21 protein-coding genes are annotated in these 21,181 nt (G+C 43.8%); 13 read left to right on the forward strand and 8 right to left on the reverse strand.

Going from position 1 to position 21,181, the window contains the following annotated elements; genetic code table 11:
* On the reverse strand, positions 1 to 588 hold the full coding sequence (gene nrfB / locus GVO60_RS10425) for a cytochrome c nitrite reductase pentaheme subunit (protein ID WP_159653661.1): 588 nt from the start codon (positions 586 to 588) through the stop codon (positions 1 to 3).
* A 524-nt stretch (positions 589 to 1,112) separates the two neighbouring features.
* On the opposite strand from nrfB, the gene nrfA reads away from it, so the two are divergent.
* Positions 1,113 to 2,492: an ammonia-forming nitrite reductase cytochrome c552 subunit gene (nrfA, locus tag GVO60_RS10430; RefSeq protein WP_174244334.1), complete on the forward strand. Its 1,380-nt coding sequence runs from the start codon at positions 1,113 to 1,115 to the stop codon at positions 2,490 to 2,492.
* A 43-nt stretch (positions 2,493 to 2,535) separates the two neighbouring features.
* On the opposite strand, the gene GVO60_RS10435 is transcribed toward nrfA, so the two are convergent.
* Positions 2,536 to 3,075, reverse strand: coding sequence for a TPR domain-containing protein (locus tag GVO60_RS10435; protein ID WP_159653665.1), 540 nt, complete (start codon positions 3,073 to 3,075; stop codon positions 2,536 to 2,538).
* 87 nt (positions 3,076 to 3,162) lie between these two features.
* Between GVO60_RS10435 and GVO60_RS10440 the strand changes: the two genes are divergently transcribed.
* Together GVO60_RS10440 and GVO60_RS10445 are read left to right on the forward strand one after the other, a co-directional pair.
* Positions 3,163 to 3,504, forward strand: coding sequence for a DUF2956 domain-containing protein (locus GVO60_RS10440; RefSeq protein ID WP_159653667.1), 342 nt, complete (start codon positions 3,163 to 3,165; stop codon positions 3,502 to 3,504).
* Positions 3,488 to 3,856 (forward strand): DUF4156 domain-containing protein, encoded by a 369-nt coding sequence (locus GVO60_RS10445; protein ID WP_225874922.1) that lies wholly within the window; start codon positions 3,488 to 3,490, stop codon positions 3,854 to 3,856. The genes GVO60_RS10440 and GVO60_RS10445 overlap by 17 nt, the downstream gene beginning before the upstream one ends.
* On the opposite strand, the gene GVO60_RS10450 is transcribed toward GVO60_RS10445, so the two are convergent.
* Positions 3,853 to 4,140 carry a winged helix-turn-helix domain-containing protein gene (locus GVO60_RS10450; RefSeq protein WP_159653669.1) on the reverse strand — a complete coding sequence of 96 codons (288 nt, stop codon included), beginning with the start codon at positions 4,138 to 4,140 and terminating at the stop codon, positions 3,853 to 3,855. The genes GVO60_RS10445 and GVO60_RS10450 overlap by 4 nt on opposite strands.
* Positions 4,141 to 4,341: 201 nt before the next feature.
* On the opposite strand from GVO60_RS10450, the gene GVO60_RS10455 reads away from it, so the two are divergent.
* Genes GVO60_RS10455 through GVO60_RS10470 form a run of 4 tightly spaced genes read left to right on the forward strand, consistent with a single transcriptional unit; the run spans position 4,342 to position 6,703 of the window.
* On the forward strand, positions 4,342 to 4,689 hold the full coding sequence (locus GVO60_RS10455) for an ArsC family reductase (RefSeq protein WP_159653671.1): 348 nt from the start codon (positions 4,342 to 4,344) through the stop codon (positions 4,687 to 4,689).
* Between the two features lie 21 nt (positions 4,690 to 4,710).
* Positions 4,711 to 5,844: a succinyl-diaminopimelate desuccinylase gene (dapE, locus tag GVO60_RS10460; RefSeq protein WP_159653673.1), complete on the forward strand. Its 1,134-nt coding sequence runs from the start codon at positions 4,711 to 4,713 to the stop codon at positions 5,842 to 5,844.
* Positions 5,845 to 5,846: 2 nt separating this feature from the next.
* A complete protein-coding gene (locus GVO60_RS10465) occupies positions 5,847 to 6,521 on the forward strand; it encodes a M15 family metallopeptidase (RefSeq protein ID WP_159653675.1) in 675 nt (224 codons plus the stop codon).
* Positions 6,522 to 6,529: 8 nt separating this feature from the next.
* On the forward strand, positions 6,530 to 6,703 hold the full coding sequence (locus tag GVO60_RS10470) for a DUF2897 family protein (protein WP_159653677.1): 174 nt from the start codon (positions 6,530 to 6,532) through the stop codon (positions 6,701 to 6,703).
* Between the two features lie 24 nt (positions 6,704 to 6,727).
* On the opposite strand, the gene GVO60_RS10475 is transcribed toward GVO60_RS10470, so the two are convergent.
* The 5 genes from GVO60_RS10475 to syd all read right to left on the reverse strand — a co-directional run bounded on the left by GVO60_RS10475 (position 6,728) and on the right by syd (position 12,918).
* Positions 6,728 to 8,629 carry a diguanylate cyclase domain-containing protein gene (locus GVO60_RS10475; RefSeq protein ID WP_159653679.1) on the reverse strand — a complete coding sequence of 634 codons (1,902 nt, stop codon included), beginning with the start codon at positions 8,627 to 8,629 and terminating at the stop codon, positions 6,728 to 6,730.
* Positions 8,626 to 9,159, reverse strand: coding sequence for a YfiR family protein (locus GVO60_RS10480; RefSeq protein ID WP_159653680.1), 534 nt, complete (start codon positions 9,157 to 9,159; stop codon positions 8,626 to 8,628). The genes GVO60_RS10475 and GVO60_RS10480 overlap by 4 nt, the downstream gene beginning before the upstream one ends.
* Positions 9,156 to 11,303, reverse strand: coding sequence for a TonB-dependent receptor plug domain-containing protein (locus GVO60_RS10485; protein WP_159653682.1), 2,148 nt, complete (start codon positions 11,301 to 11,303; stop codon positions 9,156 to 9,158). Before GVO60_RS10485 ends, GVO60_RS10480 begins: the two co-directional genes overlap by 4 nt.
* A 290-nt stretch (positions 11,304 to 11,593) precedes the next feature.
* Positions 11,594 to 12,370, reverse strand: coding sequence for a Zn-ribbon-containing protein (locus GVO60_RS10490; RefSeq protein WP_159653684.1), 777 nt, complete (start codon positions 12,368 to 12,370; stop codon positions 11,594 to 11,596).
* A gap of 2 nt (positions 12,371 to 12,372) precedes the next feature.
* Positions 12,373 to 12,918 carry a SecY-interacting protein gene (syd, locus tag GVO60_RS10495; RefSeq protein ID WP_159653686.1) on the reverse strand — a complete coding sequence of 182 codons (546 nt, stop codon included), beginning with the start codon at positions 12,916 to 12,918 and terminating at the stop codon, positions 12,373 to 12,375.
* Between the two features lie 82 nt (positions 12,919 to 13,000).
* On the opposite strand from syd, the gene queF reads away from it, so the two are divergent.
* From queF to GVO60_RS10525, 6 genes are all read left to right on the forward strand, one after another.
* Positions 13,001 to 13,846: an NADPH-dependent 7-cyano-7-deazaguanine reductase QueF gene (queF, locus tag GVO60_RS10500; protein ID WP_159653688.1), complete on the forward strand. Its 846-nt coding sequence runs from the start codon at positions 13,001 to 13,003 to the stop codon at positions 13,844 to 13,846.
* A gap of 14 nt (positions 13,847 to 13,860) precedes the next feature.
* Positions 13,861 to 16,131: a tetratricopeptide repeat protein gene (locus tag GVO60_RS10505; protein WP_159653690.1), complete on the forward strand. Its 2,271-nt coding sequence runs from the start codon at positions 13,861 to 13,863 to the stop codon at positions 16,129 to 16,131.
* Between the two features lie 110 nt (positions 16,132 to 16,241).
* Complete coding sequence (locus GVO60_RS10510) at positions 16,242 to 17,807, forward strand: GGDEF domain-containing protein (protein WP_159653692.1); 1,566 nt, start codon at positions 16,242 to 16,244, stop codon at positions 17,805 to 17,807.
* 173 nt (positions 17,808 to 17,980) lie between these two features.
* A complete protein-coding gene (gene ppnN, locus GVO60_RS10515) occupies positions 17,981 to 19,345 on the forward strand; it encodes a nucleotide 5'-monophosphate nucleosidase PpnN (RefSeq protein ID WP_159653694.1) in 1,365 nt (454 codons plus the stop codon).
* A gap of 65 nt (positions 19,346 to 19,410) precedes the next feature.
* Positions 19,411 to 20,193 carry a flap endonuclease Xni gene (gene xni, locus GVO60_RS10520; protein WP_159653696.1) on the forward strand — a complete coding sequence of 261 codons (783 nt, stop codon included), beginning with the start codon at positions 19,411 to 19,413 and terminating at the stop codon, positions 20,191 to 20,193.
* 227 nt (positions 20,194 to 20,420) lie between these two features.
* Positions 20,421 to 21,170 carry a DNA/RNA non-specific endonuclease gene (locus GVO60_RS10525; RefSeq protein ID WP_159653698.1) on the forward strand — a complete coding sequence of 250 codons (750 nt, stop codon included), beginning with the start codon at positions 20,421 to 20,423 and terminating at the stop codon, positions 21,168 to 21,170.
* Positions 21,171 to 21,181: the final 11 nt, after the last annotated feature.

Raw genomic sequence — 21,181 nt, forward strand, 5'->3', positions numbered from 1 at the left:
TCACTCCTCCTTCTTCAGTTGATTAAAGTCAGAGTGGCAATCCACACAAAGCTTAATTTTCTCTTTGCGCTCTAAGCCCAGAACTTTGGTTTTACTTGCATGGACATCATGACAATTTGAACATGTTAGATTTTTTGCATGCACATCATGAGTCCAACTGTCATCGCGTAAATATTGAGGTTGGTGACAATCAGTACACTGACTATTGGCTTTCAGAATTGCTTCGGGATCGAGGAAGACCTTCTCAGTACCCGGTTGTGACTGAGCACTAGAATATTTAGTCACCACGGGGGCACCTTCACGGTGATCTGGGCCAATGTTGTTGTGACATTCGGTACAAGTGACTTCACGGCCTAAGATCTTATGCGCGTCTTCACCATGAGAGCCTTGCAATGACTGTTTGGAATCCTTATGACACTGGACACACTTGTAATCCTTGTCACGGATAAGCGTAACTTCATGACGAGTACTTTGATCTTCAGTCTGTAAACTTGAAGTTTCGGCAACGGCATGAAGAGAATAACCATAGAGGCAAAATGCTAGAAGAGACTTAAGCATTATGACTATGGCCAACTTTATATTGCCCATATTATCCTTTCCTTATTCCAGATTTAAATTCCACTCACGCAAAATCTATTTCTGGTCAAAATTAATACCCTCCGATATTGAACAAAGTCCAATACCAAGTGAGATCAATTCTTATTTTGGATAAGCCACAACGCTATATGAACTAAGTCTACTCCCCTGACTCTTTAGGGGTAGGTGAAACTGTCTAAAAATCGATCTGTATCACCATAATTTTCCTATGGTTACAAACGCTAAGTTATTGATGATAATGATATTCAATCTTAAAGAGGAAGTACAACACTACCCCAAAAGAGGTATATAAAATTAAGTTTGAACTAGGTCACTTCAACAAATTGATCTAGAACAATGAAGGGTTGTTACTAAGCTTTCATATTTATTTCTTTTTATTACAATTTATTTCAGTTCTCCAATTCTTAATTTGGTCATAGCCAGTTCACAACGCTGTTTATAACAAACGGAATTATGGAGATAGCACTGTGAGAAAATTGCACTGGATACCAAAATCCGCAGCGGCAATACTATTGATGGCGGGCTCAGTATTGAGCACCTCTAGCTTCGCTGCGTCTGAAAACAAAGACCTAATCGATCCACGAAACGATGCCTACGAGCAACAACACCCGGATCAATACCAAACGTGGAAAGCCACCTCAGAAAGCGAACACATTGAAGATGCTCTAGCAGAAGACCCAAACATGGTCATCATGTGGGCTGGTTATGGTTTCGCTAAAGACTACAATAAAGCTCGTGGACATTTTTACGCGCTCGATGATGTACGCCAAACACTGCGTACAGGCGGCCCTACTGACGAAAAATCAGGCCCGATGCCAATGGCGTGTTGGAGCTGTAAGAGTCCTGACGTTGGTCGTGTGATTGATGAGCGCGGCGAAGATGGCTATTTCGAAGGCAAATGGGCGCGTTTAGGTAATGAAATCGCCAACCCAATTGGCTGTGCAGACTGTCACGACACCCGTAGCCAAGAGTTCAAAAACGGCGAGCCTGCACTGGCTATTGCGAAACCATACGTAGAGCGTGCGTTTAAAGCGATAGATAAACCTTTTGAAGAACAATCTCGCTTAGATCAGCAAGCTTCTGTCTGTGCTCAGTGCCACGTAGAATACTATTTCACCGGCCCAACCAAAGCAGTTAAATTCCCTTGGGATATGGGCACTTCTGTTGAAGAGATGGAAGAGTACTATGACGCATTGAATTTTAAAGACTGGACACACAAGGTATCTAAAGCACCAATGCTGAAAGCACAACACCCAGGTTATGAAACGTGGCGTGATGGCATACACGGGAAAAACAAAGTCGTTTGTGTAGATTGTCATATGCCTAAAGTAACGAAAGAAGACGGTACGGTTTACACTGATCACAAAGTCGGTAACCCATTCGATCGTTTCGAAGATACCTGTGCAAACTGCCACACTCAAAGCAAAGATCAGATGCGTGAAATCGTATCTAGCCGTAAAGCTCAAGTCCTTAACATGAAGCTGACCGCTGAGAAACAAATTGTGGCGGCACACTTTGAAGCTGGCGCGGCATGGGATGCTGGCGCAACCGAAGCGGAAATGAAAGATATTCTACAAGATATCCGTCATGCTCAATGGCGTTGGGATTACGCTATCGCATCACACGGCGTTCACATGCATGCCCCTGAAGTCGCATTGGAAGTATTAGGTACCGCGGTTGATAGAGCAGCAGATGCACGTACCAAACTGGTTCGTTTATTAGCGAAAAAAGGTATAACAGAGCCAGTAGAAATTCCTGACATTTCGACCAAAGAAGCCGCTCAAAAGGCGCTCGGTATGGATATGGATAAGATGAATGCTGATAAACAGCACTTCTTGAAAACAGTGGTTCCTGAGTGGGAAAAACAAGCAGAAGCTCGAGAATCTAAATATTAAACGCAACACTCAACATCAAACCGGCGCTTAAGCGCCGGTTTTTTTATCCTTGATTTGCCATCTGTTTGGCGAGATTAAGAGAGTGGATGACAGAAATCCGGTCTAGCTCTTGATCTTGTGAGTCCAACATCAAAGTCCATGTATCGATAGCTTGTTGATAGCGAAAACTTATAAAATGATCGCTCGCAATCAAAGAAAGAGCCGTAAGGTTGCGACTCTCAATAGCTAACGCCTGATCCAATAATGTTTGCACCTCTTCATTCATCCGCTGCTTATTTGAATAATACAAGGCCGTTGCTTTAGCTGCATACTGGCTCGCCGTAGGCTCTTCAGTCAGCCGAATGGCATAGTCAAAACAGGTTTGAGCTGATTGAAAATCTTGTTCATTGAGATAACCATGCCCTAACTGGAACCACAAATCAGCTTGGTTAGGATCTTGTTTAAGCTTGGCTTGGATTTGTGCGACCTGCTCACTATGAGTTGGTGCAGAGAGCATCTCTTGCGGTGCCGATGGTGACGAACCTTTTAGCCACATAAAGAGTGGAACGGCAATAACAACACTCGCAATAAACACTTTTTTCATGATGTGAGTCCCTTACCGTATTTCCCAATTAAGCTTTAATTATATCGTGGTAGGATAACGCTATCTTTGATCCAACAGTATTATCACATGAACAAAAAAGTCGTTCCTTCACAGGAAACTCAACAAGAAGCGATGAAGATCGCGAAAGCGACACAAAAACCGGGTCAAACCAAAGAGCAAACTAAGTTAATTGCTCAAGGGATTGAAAAAGGCGTCGCCCAATACAAAAAACAGCAAAAAGAAAAAGCGCGTCAGGCAGACAAAGCCAAAAAGAAAGCGCAAAAAGCCAAACGCACTGTCAACGATAATACGGAGATAGCCGAAGACTTAGAACAAGTGACGGCGCCTTCATCGACAAGCAATTTACTCCCATGGGGATTGCTTGTAATTAGCTGGATTGGATTCATTGTATATGTCACTCAAGCATAAACCTACATGGCGTAGTGCCGTCATCGTGGCTATTTCAGCAGTAATTTTAGCAGGCTGTACAACACCAATGAATCGCTTAACGCCTGAAAGTAAAAAAGTGCATTTGCGTATGGACAGTGGGTTTAACGCAGACAATTGTATTTGGGTAGGAGAAGTAGCAGGTAACGAAGGGCATTGGTACAGCTACCTGTTTTTCCCTAATGATGTGCTGATTGAAGGGGCAATGTACGACATAAAAAATCACGCCAATGAAATTGGCGCGAATACCGTTTTTGTTGTAGCTCCGCAAGACTTCACGACTTCTTTTTCAATAATGGGAAGTGCGTATATCTGCGAGCAATTAGAGCCTTAAGCTTTAAAACCTAAGCTCGCCGCAATATCTGGCTCTCTGTCTATAACCCATTGACTGTCAAATGGGCCCCAATCAGAGAGCTGGTAATACCCATCATTATGACGTCGCCCATCTTGGACAAACATCAACTCAATACCTATGCCAGGAAGAGCCTTAATAACATCTTGAATGGTTCGGCGTGGCCAACCTGTTTGCTCAATTAACTTAGGTACATTCGGTCGCTCTAAGTTCTCAACAAGTAATGCTAAATACAGACGCCTTGCAAAAACAGGACTCAATTCCATTGATACCTCCTATAAAATTCTAAGGCCATTATTTCCGTTTTGCCGCGCCATGTGTTGAGTTTGATCAATAACTCTATGATCCTAACTTCTTGCAACACATTTTTTTTGTCTAATGAAATATATCGATCACACTTTTTGTCTCGACTCTGAGTTCCTGATAGGATGCTGATATAACAAAAAAGTCACTTTAGAAGGTTCAATATGACAATCACCATGTATGGCATTCCTAATTGCGACACCATAAAGAAAGCTAAAAAATGGCTTGAAGCGGAAGGCGTGGAATTCCAATTTCATGATTACCGTAAGCAAGGTGTTGATAAAGCAATGGTGGAGACTTTTTGTCAGCAACTGGGTTGGGAGAACGTGCTAAATAAGCGCGGTACAACTTACCGTCAGCTCACGCAAGAACAAAAAGAGAGCCTCAACGAAGCCAATGCCATCGAGCTACTTGTTGAGCAACCAGCCATGATTAAGCGCCCAATTTTAGTGTCAAACGATAGCTACCACCTTGGTTTTAAAGCTGATCAATACGCCGCTATTTTTTCATAAAGTAAGTAAAGGATTTCAAGGATGACAGACAGCCCTACTCTGGCTCTCGCAAAATATTTAATTAGCCGTCAATCAGTAACCCCTGAAGATGCTGGCTGCCAAGAAGCCATGATCGAGCGTTTAAAAGCGCTGGGTTTTGAAATTGAAGAAATGGTATTTGAAGATACCACTAACTTCTGGGCTCGTCGTGGTACAGAGGCGCCTCTATTCGCTTTTGCTGGCCATACTGACGTTGTTCCTGCCGGTAAACTTGAGCTTTGGGATACCCCGCCTTTTGAACCGACCGTCATTGACGGTTATCTTCATGGCCGCGGTGCTGCAGATATGAAAGGCTCTTTAGCCAGTATGATTGTTGCCGTAGAGCAGTTCATTGCAGAACACCCAGATCACAAAGGTTCAATTGGCTTTTTGATCACGTCAGATGAAGAAGGCCCATTCATTAACGGCACGGTTCGCGTAGTTGAAACATTAATGGCACGCGGCGAAAACATTGATATGTGTATTGTTGGGGAACCATCGAGTACTGAAGTCGTCGGTGATGTTGTCAAAAATGGTCGTCGTGGGTCGATCACGGGTGATTTAACCGTTAAAGGAATTCAAGGACACGTGGCCTACCCTCACCTTGCTCGCAACCCTGTTCATCAATCACTTCTAGCGATTAATGAACTGGCGACAACGGAGTGGGACAAAGGTAACGACTACTTCCCACCAACCAGTTTCCAAATCCCCAATGTTCATGCCGGAACAGGCGCGTCTAACGTGATTCCTGGTGAGTTTAATGTTCAGTTCAATCTACGCTTCAGCACTGAATTGAACAATGATGCGATTGTAAGTCGTGTCGTCGAAACGTTAAATAAACACGATCTAGACTATGATCTAAAATGGACATTCAACGGCGACCCGTTCTTAACTGACACAGGTGCTCTACTTGACGCGGTTGTTGATGCCGTTGATGCGGTAAACCAAACCAAACCAGCGCTTCTCACTACAGGTGGCACATCCGACGGTCGCTTTATTGCGCGTATGGGCGGTCAAGTGGTTGAGCTTGGTCCAGTCAATGCGACCATCCATAAGGTTAATGAGTGCGTGAAGATCGATGATCTTGAAAAGCTCACCGACATGTACCAAAAAACGTTAGAGAACCTGCTCGCGTGAACATGACAGCTAAACAGCTGACAGGAAAAGTATCCACCCACTTGGTGGATACTTTGTTTGGCCAAAAATCCTTCCTTATTCATCAACACGTTGCAAACGATCTATTAGCCCTAAAAAGAGCAGCTGATCTCGCTGGGTTCAATCTCAATATTGCGAGTGGGTTTAGAGACTTTGAGCGTCAAACGTTGATTTGGAATCGTAAAATGTCTGGCCAAGCTGCTATTTTAGACAATCGCAGCCAACCTCTCGTTTTCAGTACGCTCACGGAAGAAGAGAAGGTGTTCGCTATTCTCCGTTGGTCTGCCCTGCCAGGGGCAAGTCGCCATCATTGGGGAACAGACTTTGATGTGTTTGATAGAAACAGTCTTCCTAAAGACACCAGTTTACAACTTGAACCTTGGGAATATTTGGATGGCCACCAGCATAAGTTCTACCTATGGTTAAAAGACAATCTGCATTTATTTGGTTTCTTTTTCCCTTATCAAGAAGATAAAGGGGGAGTCGCTGCGGAGCCTTGGCATATTAGCCATCGTCAAGCGGCACAAGATTGCATGAGCTTACTTGATATTGATACGTTACGCCGAGAGATCCAATCTAGCTCGCTGATTGGTCAAGAAGTGGTGTTGGCAAACCTTGAAACCATCTACAATCGATATATCACTAATATTTCGCTATAGGCCAGACTATGGAACTTCTCACCAACCCTTGGGTTATTATTGTTATCGTATTAAGCGTCATCATCGGTAATATAGCGGCCTTAAAGTACACCGCCAAAATGAAATTTGGCCCTATGACCAAAAAGCCAGAAGATGAGCAAGAGAAAAACAAAGAAACCGAGAGTGATAAACACCCTCAGTAACTCTCGCGACTGACACACCTTATCTTAAGCGGTATAGAAGCGGTTTTTTCCCATACGTTTAGCAACATACATAGAGCTATCCGCTTCGTTAATTTTGTCATCTAAAAAGGTGTTGTCATCTTCATGCCAATAGCTAACCCCGATACTGACCGTCACTTGGCAAATTTTATTGTCGAACACAATTGGCTTTGCCAACGTCTCAATAATTCGTTGAGCAATAGGTTCACATTGACCGGAACTTCGAATGCCAATCAAAAACTCGTCGCCTGCGATCCGTGCAACAAGGTCCTGACCTGAAATACACCCTTTCAAACGTTTAGCGACAACCTTTAATAGATCATCACCGACACCGTGACCAAATTGATCATTAACGGCTTTAAAACCGTCTAAATCTAAGAACAAAATAAACTGAGCTTCACCATTTTCATGGCGTTCTTGCAACGTTCTCAAAGCTTTAGAACGATTTGCGAGCCCGGTTAATGGATCATGATTTGCCTCAAAACTCAGTCGTTTTAGCTCAAGCCCTAGTGTTAAATCGGTCAGCGTCACGACAAACGCTTCAATTTTACCCTCCACATTTTTTAATGCTCGGGCTTTCAGCTCATAAGGTAGCCAACTTTTTCCCTGATGTTTGGCCTCTACCTTGCTGAAGATAAAACCATTTTTAAACAATTTTCGCTTCAGCTTCTGACTAAACAATAGTGGCTTTTTCAATGGCAGTTCTTCTGCTAACTGCAAAGCACCAAACCACTGCTTCGCGGCTGAGTTTTGAGTTTCAACATTCAGATTTCGATCCAAAACCAATATTGCATCTTGGTTTTGTTCAAACATTAGATCCAATAGCATACGACGTTTAGCTGCTAACTTTTGATCAGTAACATCTTGAAATTGTAGTAAAGATTGGCTGGTCTCCTGCATTGGATGACAACTAACTCGATAGCGCTTGTCGCCTTGCTGCGTTTTTAGCTCGACCGCAAGTAGGGGCTGATGTTGTTCAATCGCATCGATAACTGATTCAATCGCTGATTTTGGTTCAAAGCAATACTCCAACATTTCTCGAGTTGTGGATTGACAATCATGTGAAAAAATATCGTTGATCGCGAGCGGATTACGATAATTGACATGGTTTCCTGGTGACGCAACCATAATGCCACGCTTCATCACATCAAGTGCACCATGAATGTAACGACTTTTCTGTTCCACTCGGTTTAGTGCATTCTGAAGTTGATTCTCTCGCTCGACTAAGTTTGCCATCATCTCATTAAAGCAGGCGGTTAATTTGCCGACTTCATCATCATGTAAAATTGCCAACTTACTCTTAGCAATACCATTGGCAATCATCTGCTCCATTGAACCATGCAAAGTACTCAACGGCTTCACGATCACACTGTGCAGTACACGAGCAAAGCCCCAAGAGAGCAAAGAGATCACAAAGGTCAACACACCTAGCGAAAGAAATAATTGGCGTTCTTTACGTTCCAAAGCCTCCATTGACTCCCAAACAACCAACTTACCTAAAACATCGCCATCCAAAGCAATTTCAGTTTCTTCTTTGTGATACCCGATATCCGAGCACGTCACTCGCTCATCAACCCAATAACAACTTGTCGGCAATTGATGAATATTCGCCACCGTATCACCGTTAGTGTTGACTACTTTGGCAGCGATAATTTCCGGATCAAAGGTCAAGTTGATCAGCTGCTCTTTCGCCGTGATTGGATCATCGAACATCAATGCGGCTTGTAATGTGGTTGCCACACCTTGAGAAAGAATTTTCACTCGCTCATCTTGTGCTTCTCTTTGCGAAAGCACCAACAAGTGAATAGCTGGTGTACCAATAATCACCACAATCAGCATCACCATAAACCAAGTTGGCAACATCATTTTGTAACGTAGTGGAAGCTGAGCGAATCGGCTTACTATCATGCCGTACCACCTTGATACAACTCTGAAACTTCCAACAACTGGGAACGAAGCAACACATTTGTGTGCCTAACATGCTCGCGGGCAATCAGAGGGCGAATACGATTTCTTACTTTAATGAAAGCGATCATGCCACCGTTAACGACAAAATCGATCCCATTCCCAACCAATAATGCGTGAGGATATTGTTCGCGAAGTTGCGCTACCGCTTCTTTATCATTTAACTCAGTAAACAATATATGGCATACGCTGGCATCAGAGCTCACTGGTAAACGATGAAAGCGAGCCCTATCAGGCTTACTTTCAACAATCGCTTGTAAACGCTCACTCACATCAGAACTCGACGTGACGCAGTATTCAATATACTCATAGTTCACCCCTGTCTTGCTCCAATCCGCTAACAACGCAAAACGAAACAGGTAAACGGCTTTAAGATCATCATCATCCACTTTTGCCCATACAATCTGAGGTAAAAAGTAGAGACTTAGTACGATCACTATGTGTTTAAAATGGACTGAATTTCCGAGGTTCATTTCGACCAATCAACCTCATCGTAATCCCACTCTAGTGTTAACCAATACTGGGTACCATTCTCAAATGAACGCAACGAGTCTGGGTACTCTTTAGATCCATCAGCACCCAAGTTTTCGACACTGGCAGTAATACGAGGTAAACAATCTGCTGCCTGCCAACTGATCGCGGCGTCAAAGCTCAACACCTTAGGCCAAATGTAGCTAGGGTCATCAATAAAATCTCGATGAAGCTGTGATTCAGACACATATTGCATGGTGCTGCTCACCCACCACTCTGGGCTGATGTCCCACATTACTTGCGCATTCACGAAATGATTTGGCTGATTCTCTATTTGACGCTTTACCGCATCATTGCTATCACAAATTGAACCTTTGCAGTGACCGACAATTCGTTTGTAACTATAGTTTGCATTCACTTGCAGTTGTTCGATTGGTTGCCATTTAACCGAAGCTTCACCACCCATTGTTTCCGACCAAAGTGGGTCGATATATTGCGATACATAACGCTCGATGTATGTACCCGCAGTGCCAGGAGAAGATCCGCCTGCAATAATCCAACCTTCAGCACTGACACCTTTAAGTGCTCGGATATTGTCATGCACACTGTAGAAACTGCTTAAGCTCAACTGAAGCTTATTGCTGTCCCAAAAGCGATAGCCGAGTTCGTAAGTTTCCACGGACTCAATACCAAGGTCTTCATTTCCTTGATACAAGTAATTGGCAATATAATCGTACTTATTCCCAGCTAAGTCGTGTGCGCCTGATTCAACGTAGTAGTTCTCTTGGAAAGTTGTCGATAACTCTAACCTTGAAGGGGTAACCACAGCACGACCCCAACCTGCCCATAAGCGCTGTGAATCTGATAACTCATAACTCATACGAATCTGTGGTTGAGCCTCGATCCCATAAGTCAAGTTATTGTATTGCCAGCGATTACCTAACGTCAGTTTGGTTTTATCACTTAAATCTATATCCCAGTTAGCATAGATACCGTAGCTTTGATTCAAAAAAGCAGCGTCATCCGTAATACGTAAATAAGGCATTGAATACTGCTCATAAGCCGTATATAGACCCAATTCCTCGTCAATAATACGAACATTTCCGCCAAATCCTAACTTGGTACCCCACAAATCATCAATGGTATAGTGTGAGTCAAGATCGAATCGCCAAAAGCTCGCATTTCGATCTGTGCCATCATTTGAGCTATACGTTAACCAAACTTTGTTCTCCCAGCTGTCCCCATTCTCTAAGTCATAGATATGCTGAAGCCCAGTAAAGTACTCTTGCATCGTCATTTCCGTATCGAACTCTACAAAGCTTGACTGGCCCGGAAACAAGAAATGTGGTTGGTTTTTAGCCCAGAGATAATCTTCACGAGAGCGAATGCCACCAGCTTGAACGCTTAAAGTATGAGCAAGCTTTTGGTAGTCAAACCTCGCACCAAAACGTTCTGTATAAACATTGTAATGTTGAAGAGGGTCAACACGCTGCTCATCACTGGTCCATGGCTTATGATCAACAAACTCAAAATAACCACTTAGGTAACCATATTCACCCACCGAGGTAGATTCATGGATTTGATACTCTGAGTAATCATAGTTGCCCTCTTTGACGGCCAACTTACCACTTGGCGCACTTTCAGCATCTAGAGTAATAATATTAATTACACCATTCACGGCGTTACCACCCCAAATGGTACCAACAGGCCCAAGCACGACTTCAATCTGCGCGATGTTATCCATGCTGACCGGAATTAAATCCCAATCAACCCCAGAAAACATTGGGTTAAACACACTACGGCCATCAACCATAACCAGCAGATTATTGCTGAGTGCTTGGTTCTGCCCACGAGCAGTGACGCCCCAATCGTAATTAGAGTACTTTGCGACATGTAAACCGGGTGCAAGTGCCAAAGCATCAGCAACAGAACGTGCGCCTGAGCGGTTAATCTCTTTAGCAGTAATAACGTGGACAGATGCGGCAACATCTACAAGGCTTTGCGCAGAGCGTGTAGCGGAAACGACTTTAGTATCAGCCAAGGAGCAAAGAGGGAGTTCCAATAAGGACTCGAGATCATAATCAGCTGTTGCAATAGGGGAAACAGTTAGAGTGAGCGCAGCTGCAATCGACAATGTAAAACGCATGAAATAGTCTCGTCAGACGCTGCAAGTAATTGACGAAACTCCTTTTAGTCCCCCCTACAGCGAATGTATAAAAAATCAACGAAAACAGTATACCATTTGCATAATAATCAATCATTTAGATAACAGCTCAGTTCGATTCAGGTTTGTTGTTGTGACGATAATAATCACAAATCAAACTCCTCTATTTACTGCCTCTCCTTCACGATACTTCACTCAAACTCGCAACAAAAAGCCCCTCGTTGCAAACCACAACGAAGGGCTATCAATAGAATTTGGCAATAAGTAGAAGGCTACTTAATATGATCCCAAGACATATTCGACACAATACGGCAGTCATCGCACTTAAAGTAGAAAATATCGTGCAGAGGTTCATCTAACAGCCAGTCACCACCACACTTCGGGCATTTACGTGCCTTTTCATCTGCTAAGCTTTTGCCACCCACTCGGTATTGGTAGTAGTAAGTTGGGACTTTAGTGATGTATTCGATTCGACCTCGTAAATCCCAGCCACGTTTAAACAGCACACTATCAGCATCACAAATTTCATGCAGTGCCGCATGCTCTGCTCGACAGCCACCTGCCATTTGGATTTCATCACACGCTTGCCATTCAGTTTGCCACTTCACAACGGCTTTGTGGTCGCCATTTAACGTTGGGCCATTGCGATAAAGTGGAATTGGAAGTAGCGAGTCACCACTTCGCAAAGGAGAGCAAGTGTGAACATAGGTGGTGTAAAGCACTTGCCAGCTTGGCTCTACGTCTTCTGCCGCTTCTTCCGAGTTAATATCTCGGCCTAACAAACGTACTTTCGGAGCTAACAGAGAGGCATCGGCCAAACGGCGAATGCAGACATTAACAAAATCTGAGTGGTTATTAGGATGTAAGCTTTGCTGCTCAGGGCAAACGGCTCGAACAAAGAATTCACCGTCTCCCATCACGATAGGGAATTCACGTCCAAGCACTTGGCCATTGTAACGCAAGGCGTCCATTAATCCGTTGATCGCTTTATCAACAGCAGAAATGGTGGTGTTATCAAAGCATTCGAATTGCAGTTCAACTACGTACATGATTACACCACGGGCTCAAGTTTGGTTAAAAACTCAGTCAAAGTCTCTGCAAGCACATCTCGTTTGTCCGTGCCCAAACGCTCTAAAATGACGTTACCAGATAAGTTACAAATCGAAATCACATCCAATTCAGCATCCGTCGCCGCTATAAATACGGTTGGCTTTAGTTTGAGCCTACGCTGAGTAACTAAATGACCAAGGATGTTCTCTTGTAAACGAACAAAATCGTCATCACTCCAGACTTGAAGCAAACTAAGCTCATTGTCGTTCCACGTTGCTTCCATATCAGCACTGTACTGAGAGCCATAGAATGTTTTGATATCTTCATGCAACGAGAGCTCAATGCCATTTTCAACATTGGTGAAATCCGCTGGCGTCTCGCGTGTCACAGATTGCCATTCGACTGCGTCATCATTTTTGCTTTCTACACAAGGTGAGACAAGCTCCACTAGCTCCTCACTTTTTGGTAAATGACCATGTGCGTCAAGGTGAGCCTGACGGTATTTATCACTGAATGAGAGCAACGCTTGCAGAGCATTTTCAGCCATTAGATTCTCCAACATGAATATTCGCTTTTAACCGCGGGATTGCGTAAAATTCTCGACATTCTAATAGAAAACGAACAAAAGTATGAGCAAATATTCTGACGCGAAAGAGCTGAGCGGTTTAACTCTGGGCCAAAAAACGGATTATGCCAATCAATACGATCCTTCCCTACTACAACCCGTGCCACGTAGCTTGAATCGTGATGATCTCAAACTGGGTGATGAACTGCCATTTCAAGGGTGTGATATCTGGACTCTGTATGAACTCTCTTGGCTCAATGAGAAAGGTCTGCCTCAAGTCGCTGTCGGAGAAGTTTCGATTCCGGCGACCAGTGCCAATCTGATCGAATCAAAATCGTTCAAACTCTACCTAAACAGTTTCAACCAAACTCGATTCTCCAATTGGGATCAAGTTGAGAAAACCCTAATTCAAGATTTGTCCGCTTGTGCTGGTGAAGAAGTGACTGTCACTGTGCGTTCTGTCGTCGATTATACGGATTCAGTTATCGTCACAATGGCTGGTGAATGTATCGATGAGCAAGATATTGAAATCACTAGTTACGATTTTGATGATGCATTACTAGCCAATGCAATTGAAGATAAACTTGTAGAAGAAAGCCTACACAGCCACCTTTTGAAATCAAACTGCCTAATCACCAATCAGCCAGACTGGGGCAGTGTGGAAATTCGTTACCGTGGTCAAAAGATAAATCGTGAAGCATTACTTCGCTATATTGTCTCTTTCCGTGAACACAACGAGTTCCATGAACAATGTGTAGAGCGTATCTTCACCGACATCATGAAGTATTGTCAGCCAGAATCTTTAACGGTTTACGCGCGTTATACGCGTCGCGGTGGTTTAGACATTAACCCTTACCGTTCAAATGTGAACGCGCAGCCAAACCACAACCAACGAATGGCTCGCCAATAAGGAATCGATAAAGAATGGTAACACTACGCTGGGTGCGCTGGTTAAGCGCCTTGATTTTACTGCTGACAACGCCGACGGTAATGGCTACCGTCTACTCTTCCGCCATGCTAAGTGAAGCGAATGGATTAGTAGACATAGTGCCGAAACAAGCCAAGCAGCTCGCTTCAGATTTTCTTGCCCAGCGTACTTTATCGGACAAAACAGAAAAAAGTCCCTCTTCGATATCCAGAGATGAAGTCGACAGCCGCATTCGAACACCTGGGGGAACGATAGATGCGTTGCGTATTCTTGCCAGAGCAGAGTTCAATTTAGGTAGCCAACGCTCCGCACTAAAACGGTTAGAAGAAGCGAAACGGATCGCAACCCATTACAATCTTCCTTACCTGCTACTTGATATCAACCTTCTGGAAACTCGCCTACGTTGGATCATTACAGGCGATGCGATTACCGCTAGAGAAGAGCTTAATCGCTGGGAAGAATCGTACAATAAAATCCCTAACCCTCAACAACTTGCACGTGGTCTTCAATACAAAATGACGATGTTACGCGCCGATATTGCCTCGTCAGAAGGTGATAAAACGGTTGCTGAGAAGCTCTATCTTGAAGCAAAGCCTTACGCTGAAAGTACAAAATCCAGTCATACTTTGATCAAGTATCACACAACGTTAGGTACTCACTATCTCAATGAAAAAAATTACAATCTAGCGTTATCAGAATTTCTATTTAGTTATTGGAAAGCGATTGAAAGTGACTCTGGTGTCCAGTTAGCTAAAGTGAATCGCCTACTTGGGCAACTGTTTTATGAACGCAAAGTTTTAGACAAAGCCAACGACCATTTATCCCAGGCTGCCGATTTCTACGACAATTACGAGAACTCGCCAACGCTGGCCCCTATTCTCAAGCGTATGGGCGATATTTACTACCATCAAGGTAAGTACAACCTAGCGCTCGTGCACTACTTCAACGCTATGGATCATGAACGTATCCAGAATAATATTGAAAGTGTTATTGATGTAAGGATCTCGCTTGCCGCAACCTATTTGCATTTGGTTAATTTCCCTCTGGCAGAGCAGTACCTAGAGAGAGCAAAAAAACTACTTGAGTATGCGGATATTCCTCGCTTGAAAGCCTACGCTCTATTACTAGAATCTGGTCTGGCACGCCATCAACATGACGCTGAGAAAGTGATCAGCGATGCAACCAAAGCCTTGGAAATCGCTCAAGAAACCAATGATATCAGCACTCAAAAATCAGCCTATCAACTGCTCTATTTAGGGTACGAGCTCAGCGGCGATTACAAACAGTCATTACAATACTTAAAGCAGTACAACTCTTTGGTTACGATTGAACAGCAAGAGTTAGATCTGATCAGTGAAGATGCCTTCCGCCAGCAAAAAGAATTCGTCGAACAAACACTGCACTTAAGTGGTCAAAAAGAAGAGCTAGAGCAAACTCACGAGGAGTATCGTAAGTTTCAGAAAATCACTTTCACACTGTTCATTCTTTGTGCCTTGCTGTTCATCTTTATTCTTCGTCGTGGTCATATCATTAACCTCCAACGCGATGAGTTAGATGTATTGAATGAAGACCTATTCACTCACTCGCGTTCAGGCCTACGAAACTTGCGCATGCTGAATGCAAAATTGCCGGCCTCGCTCGAAGAGAGCATTAATAAATTCGAACAATGGCACGTTGGAGAGTTAATCCATGAGCCTCTAAACGATCGACTACGTTTTGTCATGGTAGACGTACCGTTTTTACGCAATATGTATTTGCAACATGGCTATGAAGAAGGCTTGAAACTTGAACGCGCTTTTGGCGAATATCTACAACAACGGGTCGAACACCCTGCGCGTATTTATCATTTCTCAGATGCAAACTTGCTATATATCGAGCCAAATGGACAGCAAGTCTCAGATCCTGAAGAACTTTTCAATAAAATTCAGCAATGGATGTTAGAGTTTGAACCAGAGCGTAAACTAAATCGCATCATTCGTATGGGGATGGCGGACTACCCTTTCCTTCCTAGGGCCTATACTGCTGTTAATGATAAGGAACTAGTTGATGTGCTACTAATGTCAACAAGTACCGCCCGAACGCTCAGTATGAAAGAACACTGTAGCCAGTGGGTTTATTTGAAAGCGATAGAAAATGCGCCAGCGGCTAGTTTAGCGACAGGTAATATTCGTAAGGCATGCAAGCATTCAATAAATCAGGGGTTAATAAAAGTCCACTCATCGTATAAGAATGAGGACAGCATCAAAAAACTATTAAAAGATGAGTAAAACCTCATCAATCAAACGTTGTAAGTCGTGACGGATGGATTTTATTTGATATTATCAATAAATTCATAAATAAGGGTGGATATATGCACCTGCTTGTAAGTTAAGTTTTAATGGGCCTCTTAGAGCAAGATATTCAGTCACAGCTGCACAATCTAAAAGCTCAATTGGAACAAGTCCGATTGACACAAAGAGATACCTCGTTCAAATTTAAAAGAGAACAAAAGGTACTCAAGCGTATTATCTCCTCTATGACTGATGCCCATAGGAGTGAAGACCCGCGGCTGCGAGAAGGCTTGGTCGAGCTAAAACAGGCACTAGAACAACAACAAGATGTCAGCTCATTAATCCCAAAGCTAGCAGTCCTTGAGCGAATGCTCAAACAACAAGGCTTGGCTATGGAAAAACGAACCGAACATCTAGATTCGCAAATTAAGCACAGCGGAGAGACACTGCTGCGCCTTACAGGCTTACCACCTAAGATCAAGCGCGAACTGCGTGATCTTCTGAGCTACTCGAATGGTATTAAACGACCGAAAGCGGAACAAGCTATCCGACTTATCGGCCTGTACGAGCGCTCCGTAAAAATCATTACCGCAAATCCAGATACTCCACTTTGTCAGATTTCAAATAGCTCAGATAGAGAGCTACTAATTCGTTTATCTGACGAACTTCAACACCTAATCACTGAGCTCGATTTTGAAGGTGAATCGGGTGATATGTTGATCGATATTCGCGCCAAACTCTTGGTTGGTGTAAATACCCATTCGTTACTTGAACTAACACTACAAACGTTGAAATTGGTCATTGATGGCACTCAATATGAGCGAAAGACCTCCGAACAATTTCTCGACCAAGTGAATAGCTCACTCTCTTCGAGCATGAAAAGTACCGCACAAAACGCGCATCAATCCCAGAGCTATTTCGAGCAACGACACGAAATGAATGGCGAGCTATCTGAGCTCATTACCCAAGCCGAATCTAAGGTGTCAAGCGCGACAGAATTGAGTCAATTAAAAGGTCAGCTTTCCCCTGTAATTGAGCAACTGAATTCTGTTTCCGATCGATTACGTCATGCTGAGCAACGTGAACAAGCTCTCATTGAGCGAATGAACTACAGCAAAGACCAACTTGATGCTCTGTTTGAACTCACACAGGATTATCGCCGTCGCTTAGAAGATCAAGCGCAGCGCATGTTGCTTGATCCGTTGACCAAGGTGTACAACCGCACCGCCTTTTGTGACCGTATGGAGTTAGAGTATCGTCGTTGGATTCGTGCACAACACAACTTGCGCGTTATCTTGTTTGATATTGACGGCTTTAAAACAATTAACGATAGCTTTGGCTACACTGCAGGTGATAAAGCGCTGAAGATCATTGCTCGTACGATCAAAAAAGAGCTTATCGATACCGATACCGTTGCTCGCTTTGGTGGTGAAGAGTTCATTATTCTACTGCCTGAGAGACAGGACTCTGACTGCTTCAACCTAATTAAAGCCATTCAAGAACAAGTCTCTAAATTGCCGTTTAAGTTCCGCGATCAAAATCTGACGATAACCTTATCTGCAGCCAGTACCGCTTTCAAAGAATCGGACACACCAGAAGAATTGCTTGAACGCCTAAACTTATTTCTTAAGGAAGGCAAAACTATCGGAACTAACCAGCTTGTCTGGAAATAACACTTCCCAACCTGCCACTATTGTCATATAAATATCAATTAGTTAGCTTCAAGCACCTGAAAGCGTGCTAAGCTAACTAATAGCCTAAAGGTTTGTTTACCCCCTACACTTAGAACTTGGGCAATAATAATTAGCGACTCATGAAGAGTACGACTCTAGCCAAGGAGGTTCCTATGATCACGCATATCAGTCCCGCTGGTAGTATGGATCTACTTTCTCAACTTGAAGTTGAGCGCCTTAAAAAAACTGCCGCTAGTGATCTTTACCAGCTTTACCGCAACTGTACCCTAGCGGTACTCAACTCTGGTAGTCACACCGACAACTCAAAAGAATTATTGGATAAATACAAATCGTTCGACGTCAATGTCGTACGCCGTGAACGAGGTATTAAGCTTGAGCTAAGCAATGCCCCTGAGCACGCTTTTGTTGATGGAGAAATCATCAAAGGCATTCAAGAACACCTCTTCTCTGTGCTTCGGGATATTGTTTACGTCAACATGCACCTTGCAGATAACCAACGCCTCAACTTAACCAACGCTAGCCACATCACGAATCTGGTATTCGGCATACTACGTAACGCTGGTGCATTGACGCCTGGAATCGAGCCCAACCTTGTGGTTTGTTGGGGCGGTCACTCCATTAACGCAACCGAATACCAATATACTCGCGAGGTCGGTCATGAACTCGGCTTACGTGAAATTAATATATGTACCGGTTGTGGCCCGGGAGCGATGGAAGGACCAATGAAAGGCGCGGCGATTGGCCATGCTAAGCAACGTTATTATGAACAACGTTATCTTGGTCTGACAGAGCCTTCGATCATTGCGGCTGAGCCACCTAACCCAATCGTCAATGAACTGGTGATTATGCCGGACATTGAAAAACGCCTCGAAGCCTTTGTGCGTATGGCTCATGGCATTGTTATCTTCCCAGGCGGCGCGGGGACTGCTGAAGAACTGCTCTACATTTTGGGTATTATGATGCACCCAGACAACAAAGAGCAGCCTTTACCTATTGTTCTTACTGGCCCGAAAGAGAGTGAAGAATACTTCCGTTCTATCGACCACTTTATTGGCGATACACTGGGTGAAGAAGCACAGAAACACTATCAAATTGTTGTCGATGATCCTGCGACCGTTGCTCAAATCATGAAACAAGGTATGGGCGATGTACGTCAACACCGTAAAGATACAGGTGATGCATACAGCTTTAACTGGTCACTGAAAATCGAACCTGAGTTCCAATTGCCGTTTGACCCAACACACGACAATATGGCCAGTTTGGACTTGCACTTGAACCAGCGCCCTGAAAACTTGGCAGCGGCACTTCGTCAAGCTTTCTCAGGTATTGTTGCAGGTAACGTAAAAGCAGAAGGCATCCGAGAGATCGAACGCCACGGGCCATTTACACTTGATGGCGACAGCAGCTTGATGAAGAAAATGGACAAACTATTACGAGACTTCGTCGAACAAGACCGGATGAAACTGCCTGGGGGCACTGCCTACGAGCCTTGTTATGAAATCAAGACAACCAGTTAGTCACTGGTAATCTGTCACTCTTCCGATACAATAAGGGCTTCATTGCCCTTATTTTTTTGATTTCTATGTCTATTCATCTTGTTATTATCGATGCTCTCAACTTAATCCGACGCGTACATTCTGCGCAGCCTGATCCTACCGATATAGCAAGAACCATCACCACAACAACAAGAACGCTCAATCGAATACTGAATGAGTCTCAGCCAAGCCACATTATCGCTGTGTTTGATCACCACCTCCAAGAGCGTGGTTGGCGTGCTGAAATCCTGCCGGAATATAAGCAGAACCGTAAACCGATGCCAGAACCACTTATGAACGGCTTAGAAGCAATTCAAGACGCTTGGTGGAAGTTAGGAATTGATTCGCTACTTTCAGATGGTGACGAAGCCGATGATTTAGTCGCAACACTGGCAATGAAAGTAGCTAACCATGGTGAGAAAGTCACTATCATCTCTACCGACAAGGGTTACTGCCAACTGCTTTCTCCAACACTGCAAATTCGCGATTATTTCCAACACCGTTGGCTCGATGAACCTTTTATTGAAAAAGAATTTGGCGTTAAACCAAGTCAGCTTTCTGACTATTGGGGATTAACGGGCGTCAGCTCTAGCCAAGTTCCAGGCGTTCCAGGCGTAGGCCCAAAAGCGGCTAAAGAAATCCTCACTCAGTTCAACGATATTGAGCAGGCTTTTGCCAGTGAAGAGCTAGCACCTAAATACCGTAAGAAACTTGATGAACACATCGATTCAGCACGTCGCTGCAAACAAATTGCAGCTTTAAAAACCGACATCGAGCTAGGTTTCAATCTGCAAGATTTGCGCTTTAATAGGCCAAACGAACAGCAATAAGTTTCAAGTAATACGCCAAATCTCAACTTCATTAGTAATCAATTAATTAGTAAGCGTTTGATTAGCGAGCAATTGTTAAACTTTTATGTTGTGTAAACCGTTGCTCTCTCAACTCTTTCAATAGCTCTATTAATACCCTACTCAATACTGCCTAAAGGCCTACTAGAGTCACAGACCTTCATACTTACTGATTTATTTTAAGTGCTCCAATAACAAGGAGTACAATAATGAAAAAAGGTCTACTACTCTCCCTTACTTGTCTATTCTCGCTGCCCACTTTTGCCAGCTCATGTGGGTTACACCTTGCCATGGGCGCACCTTCTGAGAACTCTGATCAAGTGCTATGTCGAGACGGTTATGCAGTTGGATACAACTACCAAACCAAGAATGCAGACTGGGTGGCTTATCACTTAACTGCGGAAAGCGTGAATGCCAGCTACAAGCGCAGCAATAACTTCAAAATAGATTCTGAACTGCCAACCGAAGCTCAATCAACACTTGCCGACTATCGAAAGTCAGGCTATGACCGGGGACACCTCGCCCCTTCGGCTGCAATGGATTTTACCCAAGCCTCGATGAAACAAAGCTTTCTTATGAGCAACATGTCTCCTCAACTCCCAGGCTTTAATCGCGTTGGATGGCGACTACTGGAAGAGCATGTGCGCGATGTGGCGAATGAGTACAATGAAGTCTATGTGGTGACTGGACCAATCTATTCTGGCAATGAAGACTCTATCGGTAATGGCGTGGTCATTCCAAGTGCATTTTACAAAGTGATTTTGGATCCAAGCTTTAATGATGCCATCGCCTTTGTTGTTCCGCATCGTGACGTGTCTGGTAGCGAGTTAATCAACTTTGTGACCACGGTCGATGACGTGGAACAACAAACTGGGCTCGACTTCTTTTCGCTCATTGCTGACAGTACGGAAGAGTCTATGGAAGCGCAGCTTTGGGAAATGTGGCCAACCCCGAACTAAATGTCTTTTGA

This window comes from Vibrio atypicus (genome assembly GCF_009811315.1).
GTDB classification, from domain to species: domain Bacteria; phylum Pseudomonadota; class Gammaproteobacteria; order Enterobacterales; family Vibrionaceae; genus Vibrio; species Vibrio atypicus.

Excerpts from the sequence above, each read along its gene's own strand:
- nrfB (WP_159653661.1), bottom strand. The coding sequence starts at position 588 with ATGGGCAATATAAAGTTGGCCATAGTCATAATGCTTAAGTCTCTTCTA.
- nrfA (WP_174244334.1), top strand. The coding sequence starts at position 1,113 with ATGGCGGGCTCAGTATTGAGCACCTCTAGCTTCGCTGCGTCTGAAAAC.
- GVO60_RS10435 (WP_159653665.1), bottom strand. The coding sequence starts at position 3,075 with ATGAAAAAAGTGTTTATTGCGAGTGTTGTTATTGCCGTTCCACTCTTT.
- GVO60_RS10440 (WP_159653667.1), top strand. The coding sequence starts at position 3,163 with ATGAACAAAAAAGTCGTTCCTTCACAGGAAACTCAACAAGAAGCGATG.
- GVO60_RS10445 (WP_225874922.1), top strand. The coding sequence starts at position 3,488 with ATGTCACTCAAGCATAAACCTACATGGCGTAGTGCCGTCATCGTGGCT.
- GVO60_RS10450 (WP_159653669.1), bottom strand. The coding sequence starts at position 4,140 with ATGGAATTGAGTCCTGTTTTTGCAAGGCGTCTGTATTTAGCATTACTT.
- GVO60_RS10455 (WP_159653671.1), top strand. The coding sequence starts at position 4,342 with ATGACAATCACCATGTATGGCATTCCTAATTGCGACACCATAAAGAAA.
- dapE (WP_159653673.1), top strand. The coding sequence starts at position 4,711 with ATGACAGACAGCCCTACTCTGGCTCTCGCAAAATATTTAATTAGCCGT.
- GVO60_RS10465 (WP_159653675.1), top strand. The coding sequence starts at position 5,847 with ATGACAGCTAAACAGCTGACAGGAAAAGTATCCACCCACTTGGTGGAT.
- GVO60_RS10470 (WP_159653677.1), top strand. The coding sequence starts at position 6,530 with ATGGAACTTCTCACCAACCCTTGGGTTATTATTGTTATCGTATTAAGC.
- GVO60_RS10475 (WP_159653679.1), bottom strand. The coding sequence starts at position 8,629 with ATGATAGTAAGCCGATTCGCTCAGCTTCCACTACGTTACAAAATGATG.
- GVO60_RS10480 (WP_159653680.1), bottom strand. The coding sequence starts at position 9,159 with ATGAACCTCGGAAATTCAGTCCATTTTAAACACATAGTGATCGTACTA.
- GVO60_RS10485 (WP_159653682.1), bottom strand. The coding sequence starts at position 11,303 with ATGCGTTTTACATTGTCGATTGCAGCTGCGCTCACTCTAACTGTTTCC.
- GVO60_RS10490 (WP_159653684.1), bottom strand. The coding sequence starts at position 12,370 with ATGTACGTAGTTGAACTGCAATTCGAATGCTTTGATAACACCACCATT.
- syd (WP_159653686.1), bottom strand. The coding sequence starts at position 12,918 with ATGGCTGAAAATGCTCTGCAAGCGTTGCTCTCATTCAGTGATAAATAC.
- queF (WP_159653688.1), top strand. The coding sequence starts at position 13,001 with ATGAGCAAATATTCTGACGCGAAAGAGCTGAGCGGTTTAACTCTGGGC.
- GVO60_RS10505 (WP_159653690.1), top strand. The coding sequence starts at position 13,861 with ATGGTAACACTACGCTGGGTGCGCTGGTTAAGCGCCTTGATTTTACTG.
- GVO60_RS10510 (WP_159653692.1), top strand. The coding sequence starts at position 16,242 with ATGGGCCTCTTAGAGCAAGATATTCAGTCACAGCTGCACAATCTAAAA.
- ppnN (WP_159653694.1), top strand. The coding sequence starts at position 17,981 with ATGATCACGCATATCAGTCCCGCTGGTAGTATGGATCTACTTTCTCAA.
- xni (WP_159653696.1), top strand. The coding sequence starts at position 19,411 with ATGTCTATTCATCTTGTTATTATCGATGCTCTCAACTTAATCCGACGC.
- GVO60_RS10525 (WP_159653698.1), top strand. The coding sequence starts at position 20,421 with ATGAAAAAAGGTCTACTACTCTCCCTTACTTGTCTATTCTCGCTGCCC.